This window comes from Falsirhodobacter algicola, assembly GCF_018279165.1.
In the GTDB taxonomy this organism is placed as follows: domain Bacteria; phylum Pseudomonadota; class Alphaproteobacteria; order Rhodobacterales; family Rhodobacteraceae; genus Falsirhodobacter; species Falsirhodobacter algicola.
In genome coordinates this window covers 23,976-36,387 of sequence record NZ_CP047291.1, presented here as the reverse complement: position 1 = coordinate 36,387, position 12,412 = coordinate 23,976, and the positions used below count along the sequence as shown (strand labels likewise).

Here is a 12,412-nt window from a genome sequence, read left to right as displayed (position 1 = left end):
TGCGGGCGGCGTGCCCCGCCTCATTATATCGCCGACCCGAAAACTGAATACGGAACTGCCCCGATTATGTAGCGGGGCCGATCAGGTTATCTCGGGATTAACGCAGCCTTGGATGGAGTTTCCGATGAAGACGATGATCCTGAACGCCTACGGCCCCGATGCCGCCTTCACCCCGGCCGAGCGGGCGCGCCCCGCCATCGCCCCGGGGCATGTCCTCGTCCGCGTGAAGGCCACGAGCGTCAACACCGTGGATACGATGATCCGGGACATGGGACGGGATCTCCCCCTGTCGCCGGAGCTTCCGGCCATCCTCGGCATGGATTTCGCGGGCATCGTCGAAGAGGTCGGCGAGGGGGTCGAAGGTTTCGCCGTCGGGGACGAGGTCTATGGCTGCGCGGGCGGTCTTGCCGATCTTCCGGGTGCGCTGGCCGAGTATATCCTGGCCGATGCGCAACTGATCGCGCAAAAGCCCAAGACGATCGGAATGCGCGAAGCGGCGGCCCTGCCGCTGGTGGGCATCACCGCATGGGAAGGTCTGCACCGGGCGGGCGTCCGGGGCGGGCAGAAGGTGCTCGTGCAGGGGGGCGCGGGCGGTGTCGGCCATGTCGCGGTGCAGCTGGCCCGGCATCTGGGGGCAGAGGTCTGGGCCACGGGCACGGGGGCGGCAAAGCTGGAGGTGATCCGCTCGCTCGGGGCGTCGCCCATCGATTACCGCGCCGAAACGGTGGGGCCCTATGTCGAGGCCCATACCGGGGGTGCGGGCTTCGATGTCGTCTACGATACGGTCGGCGGCGAGAACATGACCCGATCCTTCGAGGCGGCGGCGCTGAATGGCCATGTCGTCTCCACCGTCTCGCTCTTGGCGCTCGATCTGTCCTTGGTGCATTTCAAAGGGCTGTCGCTCCATGTCGTCTTCATGCTGCTGCCGATGCTGCACGATGTCGGGCGCCGCGCGCATGGCGAGATCCTGGCCGGGCTTGCCCAGCTCGTGGATGCGGGGGCGGTCGCGCCGCTCGTGGACGAGGAGGCGTTCGATCTGTCCGAGGTCGGCAAGGCCTATGCCCGCCTGCAAAGCGGCCGGGCCATCGGCAAGGTCGTGATCACCGTCTGACCTCAGCGCAGGCGCCTTGCCTCCATGCCCCGGGCGAGCGTATCGACCGCCCGGTGCAGCCCGATCGCCATGGCCGCCACGACGAGGATCGCGGCGAACATCAGGTCGATCTTGGCCCGCCCATTGGCCAGCAGCATCAGATAGCCAAGGCCCCGCGACGCCCCGACCCATTCGCCGATGATCGCCCCGATCGGCGCATAGACCGCCGCCAGCCGCAGCCCCGACAAGAGCGCGGGCAGCGCGGCGGGCATGCGCACGCACCACAGGATGCGGCGCGGCGAGGCCCCCATGATGCGCGCCTGATCGACCCATGGGGCGGGCGTCGCGCGCAGCCCGTCCAGAAAGGCCGAGGTGACGGGGAAATAGATGATCAGGAGCGCCATCGCCACCTTCGAGCCGAGCCCATAGCCGAACCATAGGGTGAACACCGGCGCGAGGGCGAAGACCGGTACGGCTTGGCTGAAGACGAGGATCGGACCCAGCACCGCCGCCACGCGCGGCATCGCCGCCAGAAGGAGCGCCGTCAGCCCGCCAAGGCCGACGCCCAGCGTCAGGCCCAGCAGCACCTCGGTCAGGGTGATGACGCCGTGGTTGGCCAGAAGGGCGCGGTTTTCCCACAGGGCGGCGGCGGTGCGGGCCGGGCCGGGCAGGATGAAGGGCGGCATGTCCAAGACGAGGACCGCCGCCTGCCACAGCCCCACCCCGACCAGAAGCGCGATCACGGCCTTCATGCGGCCTCCAGCAACTGGCGCGTCAATCGGCCCGTCAGTTCCAGCGTGCAGGCATGGTCGGGGGCGCGCGGGGCGGGCAGATCGGGCGGCGGGATGGCGGCGATGCCCTGCGGCGTCAGAAGGCGGATCGCATGGCCAAGGCGCGCGGCCTCGGCCGGATCGTGGGTGACATGCAGCACGGTGCGGCCCGCCAATGCGCGCGCCGCAAGATCCTGCATCCGCGCCCGGTTCGCGACATCGAGCGCCGAGAACGGCTCATCGAGAAGCACCACGGGCCGATCCTCGTAGAGGGTGCGGGCAAGTGCGGCCCGCTGGCGCTGCCCGCCCGAAAGCGCTCCGGGCTTGCGCCCCTCCAGCCCCGCAAGGCCGGCGCGGGCCAAGAGCGCGCGGGCGCGCTCCGCATCGGGGCGGCGGCGGCGCAGACGATCGCCCAGCACCACGTTTTCCTGCGCGGTCAGCCATGGCAGCAGCCCGTCGGCCTGCGCCATCAGCGCGGTGCGCCCGGCCAGCGGGCGGCCATCCCCCGCCCCGACGGTCCCGTCGATCGACAGCCCGTCGGTCAGCCCCGCGAAGGCATGCAGAAGCGTCGATTTCCCGATCCCCGACGGGCCGAGAAGGCAGGTCCATCGCCCGCCCGGCACCTCCAGCCGGACGGGGCCGACCAGCGCGCGCCCGCGCGCCAGCACCCGGCCTTCGAAGATCAGGGCGGGGGCGATCATTCCCCGCCATCCGGCGCGACCGCCAGATCGGAAACCGGACGCACCCCTTCGATCAGCCCGCGATCCGACAAGAACCGCTCGAACCGGGCATAGCGGCCCGCATCCAGCGCCGCCGGGCGCAGCGCAAAGCGCGGCAGCGTGTCGTCCCACGCCATCGCGTTCAGCGCGTCGTTCAGTTCGGGGGCATGGGCGGCGAAGATCGCCCAGCTTTCCTCGGGGTGGTTCACCATGAACTGCACGGCGCGTTCGGTTGCAGCCAGGAACCGGGCGATCACCTTGGGGTTCACGAGGTCCGGGTTCGCGACGTAGATCAGCTCGTCATAGCTCGGAACGCCGCTTTCCTCGGGATAGAAGCAGCGCCCCTCCACGCCCTCGATCTTCATCTGGTTCAGTTCGAAGTTGCGGAACGCGCCGATGACGGCATCCACCTGCCCCGACATCAGCGCGGGCGAGAGCGACCAATTCACATTGACCATCTCGACATCGTCCATCCCCATCCCGGCGGGGGCGAGCATGGCGCCCAGCATCGCCTCCTCCACCCCGGCGACGGAAAAGCCGACGCGGCGGCCCCGCAGATCGGCGATGTCGTGGATCGGGCCATCCTTCAGCACCAGAAGACAGTTGAGCGGGGTCGCGATCAGCGTGCCGACGCGTTTCAGCGGCAACCCCTCGGCGACCTGAAGGTGCAGCTGCGGCTGATAGGACACGGCGATATCGGCGCGCCCGGCGGCGGCCATCTTCGGCGGATCGGCCGGATCGGCGGGGGCTACGAGTTCCACCTCGAGCCCCTCGTCGGCGAAGAAGCCCTCGTGCTCGGCGATGATGAGGGGGCCGTGATCGGGATTGACGAACCAGTCTAGCATCACGGTCAGGCGGTCGGCGGCAGCGGCGGGGCCGGCCATCAGGCACAGCAGCACGGCGAGGTATCTCATGCGGTCTCTCCGGTGGTGTCGCCAAGGGCGACGAGGGTGATGGGGCCGTTCCAGACGGCGGACAGGCGGGTGGCGGCCTGCCATGCGCGTAATCCGCTGCGGCAGCACAGGACGGCGCGCGCCCCGGCGGGCGGGCGCGGGCCACCGGGGCCGAAGGCACCGACGGCGTGGCGGCGGGCATGGGGCACGGGGGGCGGGCCTTCGTCCGGGGCGCGCAGATCGACGACGAAATCGTCCGGCGCAATCTCTGCGGCGGCGATGAAGCGGTGGGCCTTTGCCGGTTCGGGCGCGGCAGCAAAGGAAAAGCCGCCAAAGCGCCACCCCGCCGCATCGAAGCTGACGAGCCGCCCCAGCGGCGACGGGTGCAGCCCCGCCAGATGCGCCAGCGCCATCTGCGCCTGAAGCGCGCCGACCGTGCCGACGACGGGGCCGAGAACGCCGTCCTCGGCGCAGCTTCCCATCCGTGCGGGCAGGTCGGGAAACAGCGCCCGCAGGCTGGGCGCGCCGCCGCAAAAGCCGCCCGCATAGCCCGCCATCCCCGTGACCGAGGCGCTGATCAGCGCCGTCCCCACCGCCCGGCAATGATCCGAGGCGGTGTAGCTGGCCGCGAAACTGTCGGCGCAGTCGATCACCAGATCGGTGCCCGCGATCAGCGCCGGGGCGGTGGCGGGATCGAAATGCAGGGCCCGCGCCTCCACCTGCGTGTCGGGGTTCAGCGCGGCAAGGCGCTGCGCGGCGGCGGCGACCTTGGGCGCGCCGATATCGGCGGCGGTGAACAGCGTCTGGCGGTGCAGATTGCCCGCCTCCACCCGGTCGGGATCGACGAGGCGGATGCGGCCGATCCCCGCCCCGACGAGGTATTGCAGCACGGGCGCAGCAAGCCCGCCCGCGCCGATCACCAGCGCATGGGCCTCTCGCAGCCGCCCCTGCGCGGCGGGCCCGAAGCCGGGCACCGCGATCTGGCGTTCGTAGCGGCTCATCGCGTGGACCCGATCCAATCGCGCACCCGGCCCTCGGGGTCGGAGGACAGGGTAATGTCGGTCACGACCGAAACGATGTCCGCCCCGGCGGCGAAGGCCTGCGGCGCGCGCGCCACCGACAGCCCGCCGATCGCGACGAGGGGAATGTCGGGGGCCAGACGCTTCCATTCGGTCAGCCGATCCACCCCCTGCTCGTGCCATTTCATCACCTTGAGGACGGTCGGCCATACCGGGCCGAGCGCGATGTAATCCGCCCCGAGCGCCAGCGCCCGGTCGAGCTCGGCGCGGTCATGGGTGCTGATGCCAAGGCGCAACCCCGCGCGGCGGATCGCGCGCAGATCGGCCCCGTCCAGATCCTCCTGCCCCAGATGCAGCCAGTCGCAGCCCAGATCGATCGCGGCCTGCCAATGATCGTTGACCACCAGCACCGCCCCCTGCGCGGCGCAAAGCGCGCGCCCCCGCGCCAACTGATCGCGGATGTCGGCCTCGCTGCGGTCCTTCAGGCGCAGCTGCACGAGGCGCACCCCCAAGGGCAGCATCCGTTCGAGCCAGCGCACATCGTCGAAGATCGGATAGAAACGATCCAGCGTCATGACAGGAACGCCCGACCGATCAGCGGGGTGGAGGGCGCGGCCATGTCCCGCGGCTCCATCGCGCCGGCCTCGTAGCCGAGACGGCCCGCCTTCACCGCAGAGGCGAAGGCTTCGGCCATGGCGGGGGGATCGTCGGCGCGCGCGACGGCGGTGTTCAGAAGGATGGCGTCGAAGCCCATCTCCATCGCCTCGGCGGCATGGCTGGGACGGCCGAGGCCCGCATCGATCACCATCGGCACATCGGGGAACTGCGCGCGCAGCGCCCGCAGACCGTAGGGGTTCGCCAGCCCCATCCCGGTGCCGATCGGCGCGCCCCACGGCATCAGCACCTCGCAGCCCGCATCCAAGAGGCGCGCGGCCAGAACCAGATCCTCGGTGGTGTAGGGAAAGACGCGGAACCCTTCGGCGCAGAGGATCGTCGCGGCCTCCACCAGCCCCCACGGATCGGGTTGCAGCGTGTCGGCATGGCCGATCACCTCCAGCTTGATCCAATCGGTGCCGAACAATTCGCGCGCCATGCGGGCGGTCGTCACCGCCTCGCGCGCGGTGTGGCAGCCGGCGGTGTTGGGCATCACGCGCACCCCCAGATCGCGCACCAGCGCCCAGAACGGCGCGCCCTCCCCGGCGGCGGCCTCGCGCCGGACCGAGACGGTGGCGATCCCCGCGCCCGAGCGGCGGAAGGCCGCCTCCAGCGTGGCAGGCGAGGGGTATTGCGCCGTGCCCAGCATCATCCGCGAGGCGACGGGCGTTCCATAGAAATCCGGCATGATCAGCCCCCCTGCCGCGGCGCGACGATCTCGATCCGGTCGCCGGGGGCGATCGGGGTGGCGGCGCGGGCGGCGGCGGGCACGAACTCTTCGTTCAGGGCGGTGGCCACGGTGTCGCCGTCCCGGCCAAGGGCGGTCAGCGCCTCGGCAAGGGTGGTGGCCGTCACCTCCTCGGGGGTGCCGTTAACGGTTATCCTCATCGCAAACCTCCGGTGTGATGCCGCAGCAGAGCCAGTCCGCCACCATCCGCGCCATGGCAGGCGCTAGAAGGAATCCGTGACGGAACAGGCCGTTGACGTGAATGGTGCTGCCGCGTCTGCGGATGCGCGGCAGGTTGTCGGGAAAGGCGGGGCGCGCATCGGCGCCCAGTTCGAGGATCTCGGCCTCGGCGAAGGCGGGGTGCAGGGCATAGGCCGCGCTGAGGAGTTCGAGCGCGGCGCGCACCGTGGCCGGGCCGCGCCCGCCGCTTTCGATCTGCGTGGCGCCGAGCATATGCACCCCGCCCCCGCGCGGCACGACATAAAGGGGATAGCGCGGATGCAGCAGCCGCACCGGGCGGGTTAGATTCAGATCGGGCGCGCGCAGGACGACCATCTCGCCCCGGACCCCGCGCAGATCGGGCAGCGCGTCGCGGGCGGCAAGGCCGCGGCAGTCGATGGTGATGCCGTCCGTGGGGGCTGGGCCAGTCTCGGGGTGGATGCCCGCGGCCTCCAACCGGCGGCGCAGGGCCGCCAGCGCGTCGCGCGGGGCAAGATGCGCCTCGCCCTCCACATGGAGGCCCCGGGCGAAACGCCCCGCCAGATCGGGTTCGAGCGCCGCGATGCCCGCGCCATCGAGGCTGCGGGCGGGTACGCGGCGGGCGAAGCGGTCGATCTCTGCGCGGTCGCGCTGCGGTGCCAGAACGAGGGTTCCGGCCCGCGTCACGGCGGCGCCCTGCGCCTGCCACCAATCGGCCGCCTCGCGGCCAAGGCGGACGACAGCCTCTTCGGCGGTGTCGCCTTCGCAATCGGGGGCAAGCATTCCGCCCGCCCACCACGAACATTGATGCGGGCCAGCATCCGCCTGCCGGTCCAAGAGGCGCAGGGGCCGGCCGCGGGCGGTAAGTTCGGCGGCGACGGCAAGGCCCGCGACACCGCAGCCGATCACGGTGATCGCCGTCACGGAAGGCGCCGGGCGGTGTGGAAACGGGTCGGTCGGCTGCGCATCGTCATGTCCCCCTTTGTCCGGCAAGGGGGCACGGGACGGACCGGGGGCGTGATCTGCCCCGGCGCGTCGTTCCGTTCCCTCCGCCGGTGCTAACCGGATCAGGTTCGATGGGTTGGCTTTCGCCTCTCAGCCCTGGATGGGCACCCCAACGGATTCGGGCGTGATGTTATGCAGCCCCGCCGTCATGGGCAAGGGGGGCCGGGTCGATGATGCGCAGGATGGCGGCGGTGACGAAGGCCTCCGCCTCGCGGTGGCGGCGCGGCGCGCGATCCGGCCCCAGCACCGCCGAGATCTGCACGTCGAAATCGGCGTAATGCTGCGTCATGGACCAGATGGCGAAGATCAGGTGATGCGGATCGAGCGGGGCGATGCGCCCGTCCCGCGCCCATCCGGCAAGGATCGCGGCCTTTTCATCCACCAGCGCGCGCAAACGCCCCGACAGCACGGGCGACAGGCGGGGCGCGTTCTGAAGCATCTCCGTCGCGAAGAGGCGGCTTTCGCGGGGCATCGTTTCCGACAGCGTTAGCTTGCGGCGGACATAGGTCAGGATCTCGGTCTGCGGATCGCCGGCGGCGTCGATGTCGCGCAAGGGTTGCAGCCACGCATCAAGCTGCCCTTCGAGCAATTCGACATAGAGCGCTTCCTTGGTCGGGACGTAATAGATCAGGTTCTGCTTGGACAGTCCGGCCTGTGTGGCGATCATCTCCAGCGTGGCGCCGCGCAGGCCGTTTTCGGAAAAGATCTCCAGCGCGGCCTCAAGGATCACCTTGCGTTTCTCGAGCTGGTTGCGGGTCTTGGGCCGGGGCATAGGGTCTGTCATAGGTTGCATCGGGGCGGGTGTAGCAGCCCCGATGCGCTTTGTCCCGCGTTATGCCGGTTCGTGGCGGAACGCGCCGCCCCCGTCATGCACCCAGTTCTTTCCGACCGAGGTCGCCAGATAGCGCGCAGGATCGCTCGCCTCGCATTCGATCTGCGTGAAGCGCGGCATCACCACGGCCTTCATCAGCACCAGATAGGCCACGAAACCGAGCGGGAAGCCGATGACGAAGGAATAGTCGACGAAGCTGGCCGCCACGCTGCCCGCCAGCACCCAAGCGACGATGCCCGCCGGATTGAACCCCCCGACATAGCGGTACTGCCCCATCGGATCGTAAAGCTGCGGCACGTTCAGGCGGCGGCGGCGCAGGACGTAGTAATCGGCCATCATGATGCCGCCGATCCCCGACAGGAACGCCCCGCAATAGCTGAGGAACACGAACAGGTTGTTCAGAAGCGCCCAAGGGAAGCAAAGCGTGCCGACGATTCCCGCCAGCACCACCGCGCGGCGATAGCCGATCCAGCGCGGCGCAAGGTTCACCAGCGTCAGCGCCGAGGGGATGAGGTTGGCCGCGTTGTTCGTGGACCATTGCGCCAGCACCACGAGCGCGAAGAGCACGATCAGCGTCACGCCCGTCGCCTCGGACTGGATCACCTCCACCGGGTTCCAGTTGCCCGTCGCCAGAAGCGAGATGCCCCCGAGGCCCGCGATCAGCGCCTGCGTGACCGGCAGCGCGATCAGTTGCCCCGCAAACACGCTGCGATTGCGCTTCCAGAAGCTAGTGGCGCCGGGCGTGGTGCGCACGAACCGCGTCAGGTTCGGGATGTCCACGGCCAGCGTGGACCAGAAGCCCAGATTGGCGACGAACAGCACCGCCAGCGACATCTGCGGCGTTCCGACCTGCGTCCAGATGTTGATGCCCTGCTGATCGGCCACCCCTTCCAGCCGGAAATACATCCAGATGGAAATCGCGAGGATGGCGGGCGCGGCCAGCGCGGCCAGACGTTCCACCGATTTGATGCCCATCGCGGTGTTCACGATCTGCAGCGCGGCAAAGGCGGCGTACCACACCACCCAGTTGTCGAACCCGAGGAAGTACTGCCCGATCCCGTTCAGCGCCAGCGCCCCGAGATAGGTCTGCACCCCGAACCACGCCGCCGCCACCAGCCCGCGCATCAGTGCCGGGAAATGCGTGCCGCGCGTTCCGAAGGGCGCGCGCAGATAGACGGCGAAGGACAGCCCGTGCTCGGTGCCGATATCGGCGCTCAGCAGCATGACGGCGCCGATCAGCAGGTTCGCCATCAGCACCGTCAGCATGACCGTACCCAAGGACATGCCCGCACCGACGCCCGAGGCGCCCAGCGAATATCCGGCGATGATGACGGCGATGCCGACGAACATCCATGTATAGCCCATGGCCGAGATCGACCGATCCGCGATGCGGGTGGGCAGGATCGATTCCTCGATCAGGTCGTCTGGCCGCGCAAAGGCGGCGGGAGAGGTCCGAACGTCCGACATGAGATTTCTCCGAGGGTTGAGGACGTCAATGGGTCAGGAAGGCGGCAAGATCTGCCTCGAAACGGGTCTGCTTGGTGATGTTCAGCGCGTGGCCGCCTTGGGGATATTCCAGAAGGCGCGCGCCGGGGATGCGTTCGGCCAGACGGCGCGACTGCGCCGCGTCCACCAGCGCATCGTCGGTGGAAGAGATGAGCAGAACCTCCGGCCCGGCCTCGGGCCAATCGCCGAGGGCGAAATCGCGCAGCGCGCCGATGCGGTGCCGCACCGTGTCCGCGCCTTGGAAATGGGCGACGGCATGGGCCTCTTCGGCGGCGATGCGGTCCGGGTGGGCGGCGATCCAGAAGGGCGGATAGAGGAAGTTCTGCTGAAGCGCGGCAAAGGCGGCAAGCCCCTGATGCGTCAGCGTGGCAAGGCGGATGTCGAAGCAGCGCGCGGTATGGGCGTCGATCCGGGGCCATGCGTTGATCGCCACCACCCGGTCGATGCGCCGCCCCGCGCGGCAGGCGAGGTCGAACCCCACCAGCCCGCCAAGCGCGTGGCCCAAGAGATCGAACCGCTCCACCCCGGCCGCATCGCAGATGGCCAGCACGTCGTCGGCCATGTCCGCGATGCGGGTGGGGCCGATCGCCTCCATGTTCTCGCCGCAGCCGCGTTGATCGTAGAGGAGGACATCGAGGCCCATCGCCTCCAGCGCCTCGAGATGCGGCGTCCAATAGCCCCGCGCGCCCCCAAGCCCCGAACAGAGCACGAGCATGCGCGCGCCCTCCCGCCCGCAGCGGCGGATGTGATACTTCATGCCAGCACCGCGACGGTCGCGATTTCCACCCGCGCATCGGGCTTCACGAGGCCGCATTGGATGCAGAAGCGCGCAGGCTTGTCGCCCGGAAAGAACTCGGCATAGACGCCGTTCACCGCGCCGTAATCGGCCCAGTCGGTGATGAAGATGTGGTTCATCACCACATCGTCCATCGTGCCGCCCGCCGTTTCGATCACGCGGCGGATCGTCTCCAGCACATGGCGGGTCTGGGCGGCGGCATCGCCCACATGCACCACGTCGTTGTTGGCATCGAAGGGCAGCGTCCCCGAGACATAGACGGTGTTGCCCGCCAGAACGCCGGGCAGATAGGGGGCCAGCGGTTTGCCGGTGCCTTCGGGGATGATCGGGGTTTTAGGCATGTGCGGTCTCCGCGGTGATGGCTTGGCAGTAATCGGCGGTCTCTCCGACCCAGCCGAAGAAGGTCTTGACGTTGTAGACGGAGGCATCGCGCACGAATTGCGGCCCCAGATGATGCGTCGCGTCGTCCAGCATCAGGCAGTGGTATTCGAGGTGGAACCCGTCGCGCAGCGTGCTTTCCACGCAGACATTCGTCGCGATGCCGCAGAACACGAGGTTGCGGATCCCGCGCGAGCGCAGGGCCGAATCCAGCCATGTGTTGAAGAAGGCCGAATAGCGCGGCTTGGGCACCAGAAGGTCCCCCTCCTGCGGCGACAGCTCGTCGATGATGTCGTAATCCCAGCCGCCCTTGGACAGCAGCGTGCCCCAGAGTTCGGGCCGCTGGCGCATCGTCTTCATGGCGTTGGATTTCGCAAGGTTCGGCGATTGCGGCCCCCCCGCCTCGGAATAGCCGGCATCCCAGCCGTTCTGCAGGAACACGACCTGCACCCCGGCCTTGCGGCTGGCGGCGATGGCGGTGCCGATGTTCTGGATGCAGGACCGCGCACCCGTCAGATCGAACCCCGCAAGGTCCACATAGCCGCCGGGCGTGGCATAGGCGTTCTGCATGTCCACCACGATCAGCGCGGTGTCCTTGGCATCGAAGGCGACGGGTTCGGGGCTGGCCGGGATCAGGCTCATGCCACTTCCTCCACGCGGGCCGGATTGCGCGAGCGCATCAGCGGTTGGATGTATCGGCCGAAATCGTCGACCCCCTTCACGAAATCGTCGAAGGTCAGCAGCACGCCCCCGGTGCCCGGCACCTCGGCCACCTCGTCCAGCATCCGCGCCACCGTGGCGTAGGAGCCGACGAGCGTGCCCATGTTGATGTTCACCGCCGAGGTCGGATCGGCCATCTGGCGCACGTTGGTGTCGCTGCCCGAGGTCTTGTCCGCGCCCGCCTGCTGGCCCAGCCATGCAAGGGCCTCTTGGTCGGCCCCGGCCTTGTAATGCTCCCACTTGGCGCGGGCGGCTTCGTCCGTGCGGTCGGCGATGATCATGAAGAGGGCATAGGTGCCGACGTCGCGCCCCGTCTTGGCCGTCGCCTGTTGCAGGCGTTCGGGGTTGCTGCGGAAGGCGGTGGGCGTGTTCACCCCCTTGCCGAAGCAGAAGTTGTAATCGGCATGCTGCGCCGAGAAGGCCATCCCCGCATCCGACGACCCGGCGCAGATGATCTTCATATCCCCCTGCGGGCGGGGGGAGACGCGGCAGTCGTCCATGGTGAAATGCTTGCCCTTCAGATCGCAGGTCCCGGTGGACCACAGATCGCGCAGCACTTGGGTGTATTCGGTCAGATAGTCGTAGCGGCTGCCGAAGAAACTGTCGCCCGGCCAGACGCCCATCTGTTCGTATTCCGCCTTTTGCCAGCCCGTCACGAGGTTCACCCCGAACCGCCCGCCCGAGATGGAATCGATCGTGCTGGCCATGCGCGCCACCATCGCCGGGGGCGAGACGAGCGTCGCCGCCGTCGCGAAGAGCTTGATCTTCGTCGTCACCGCGGCCAGCCCGGCCATCAGCGTGAAGCTTTCGAGGTTGTGGTCCCAGAACTCCGTCTTGCCGCCGAAACCGCGCAGCTTGATCATCGTCAGAACGAAGTCGAGGCCGTGCTCCTCGGCCTTGAGGGTGATCTCTTTGTTCAGCTCGAAGCTGGGCATGTATTGCGGGGCGTTTTCCGAAATCAGCCAGCCATTGTTGCCGATGGGAAGGAAGATACCGATGTCCATGTGCGTCTCCTGCTGCTCCTTGAGGTCAGGATGCGGCGATCTTTACCATCTGGTAAAAACATTCCGGTCGTTGGGGCGGGCCAAGACGCGAAGTGCCGGAG

General features: G+C 68.7%; 15 protein-coding genes and 1 riboswitch. Of the genes, 1 reads left to right on the top strand and 14 read right to left on the bottom strand.

Going from position 1 to position 12,412, the window contains the following annotated elements; translation table 11 throughout:
- The first annotated feature begins 124 nt into the window (after positions 1-124).
- Positions 125-1,111 carry a zinc-dependent alcohol dehydrogenase family protein gene (locus GR316_RS12435; protein ID WP_211785446.1) on the top strand — a complete coding sequence of 329 codons (987 nt, stop codon included), beginning with the start codon at positions 125-127 and terminating at the stop codon, positions 1,109-1,111.
- 2 nt (positions 1,112-1,113) lie between these two features.
- Here the strand turns inward: GR316_RS12435 and GR316_RS12430 are convergent, their stop codons facing one another.
- From GR316_RS12430 to rutA, 14 genes are all read right to left on the bottom strand, one after another.
- On the bottom strand, positions 1,114-1,842 hold the full coding sequence (locus tag GR316_RS12430; protein ID WP_211785445.1) for an ABC transporter permease: 729 nt from the start codon (positions 1,840-1,842) through the stop codon (positions 1,114-1,116).
- Positions 1,839-2,561, bottom strand: coding sequence for an ABC transporter ATP-binding protein (locus GR316_RS12425; RefSeq protein WP_211785444.1), 723 nt, complete (start codon positions 2,559-2,561; stop codon positions 1,839-1,841). Before GR316_RS12425 ends, GR316_RS12430 begins: the two co-directional genes overlap by 4 nt.
- Complete coding sequence (locus tag GR316_RS12420; RefSeq protein ID WP_211785443.1) at positions 2,558-3,493, bottom strand: ABC transporter substrate-binding protein; 936 nt, start codon at positions 3,491-3,493, stop codon at positions 2,558-2,560. Before GR316_RS12420 ends, GR316_RS12425 begins: the two co-directional genes overlap by 4 nt.
- The gene (locus GR316_RS12415) at positions 3,490-4,473 is read right to left on the bottom strand and encodes a HesA/MoeB/ThiF family protein (protein WP_211785442.1); all 984 of its coding nucleotides are present in this window, start codon (positions 4,471-4,473) and stop codon (positions 3,490-3,492) included. Before GR316_RS12415 ends, GR316_RS12420 begins: the two co-directional genes overlap by 4 nt.
- Complete coding sequence (locus GR316_RS12410) at positions 4,470-5,066, bottom strand: thiamine phosphate synthase (protein WP_211785441.1); 597 nt, start codon at positions 5,064-5,066, stop codon at positions 4,470-4,472. The genes GR316_RS12415 and GR316_RS12410 overlap by 4 nt, the downstream gene beginning before the upstream one ends.
- Positions 5,063-5,833 (bottom strand): thiazole synthase, encoded by a 771-nt coding sequence (locus GR316_RS12405; protein WP_211785440.1) that lies wholly within the window; start codon positions 5,831-5,833, stop codon positions 5,063-5,065. Before GR316_RS12405 ends, GR316_RS12410 begins: the two co-directional genes overlap by 4 nt.
- A gap of 2 nt (positions 5,834-5,835) precedes the next feature.
- Positions 5,836-6,033, bottom strand: coding sequence for a sulfur carrier protein ThiS (gene thiS, locus GR316_RS12400; RefSeq protein WP_211785439.1), 198 nt, complete (start codon positions 6,031-6,033; stop codon positions 5,836-5,838).
- On the bottom strand, positions 6,017-6,994 hold the full coding sequence (locus GR316_RS12395; RefSeq protein WP_211785438.1) for an FAD-dependent oxidoreductase: 978 nt from the start codon (positions 6,992-6,994) through the stop codon (positions 6,017-6,019). The genes thiS and GR316_RS12395 overlap by 17 nt, the downstream gene beginning before the upstream one ends.
- Before the next feature lie 103 nt (positions 6,995-7,097).
- A riboswitch (TPP riboswitch) is annotated at positions 7,098-7,197 on the bottom strand.
- Positions 7,198-7,205: 8 nt separating this feature from the next.
- Positions 7,206-7,847 carry a TetR family transcriptional regulator C-terminal domain-containing protein gene (locus GR316_RS12390; protein ID WP_249218869.1) on the bottom strand — a complete coding sequence of 214 codons (642 nt, stop codon included), beginning with the start codon at positions 7,845-7,847 and terminating at the stop codon, positions 7,206-7,208.
- A 60-nt stretch (positions 7,848-7,907) separates the two neighbouring features.
- The gene (locus GR316_RS12385) at positions 7,908-9,374 is read right to left on the bottom strand and encodes an NCS1 family transporter (protein ID WP_211785436.1); all 1,467 of its coding nucleotides are present in this window, start codon (positions 9,372-9,374) and stop codon (positions 7,908-7,910) included.
- Between the two features lie 25 nt (positions 9,375-9,399).
- Entirely contained in the window at positions 9,400-10,170 is a 771-nt protein-coding gene (gene rutD / locus GR316_RS12380; protein ID WP_211785435.1) for a pyrimidine utilization protein D, read from the bottom strand.
- On the bottom strand, positions 10,167-10,550 hold the full coding sequence (gene rutC, locus GR316_RS12375) for a pyrimidine utilization protein C (protein ID WP_211785434.1): 384 nt from the start codon (positions 10,548-10,550) through the stop codon (positions 10,167-10,169). The genes rutD and rutC overlap by 4 nt, the downstream gene beginning before the upstream one ends.
- Positions 10,543-11,229 (bottom strand): isochorismatase family protein, encoded by a 687-nt coding sequence (locus tag GR316_RS12370; RefSeq protein ID WP_211785433.1) that lies wholly within the window; start codon positions 11,227-11,229, stop codon positions 10,543-10,545. Before GR316_RS12370 ends, rutC begins: the two co-directional genes overlap by 8 nt.
- Positions 11,226-12,311 (bottom strand): pyrimidine utilization protein A, encoded by a 1,086-nt coding sequence (gene rutA, locus GR316_RS12365; protein WP_211785432.1) that lies wholly within the window; start codon positions 12,309-12,311, stop codon positions 11,226-11,228. The genes GR316_RS12370 and rutA overlap by 4 nt, the downstream gene beginning before the upstream one ends.
- Positions 12,312-12,412: the final 101 nt, after the last annotated feature.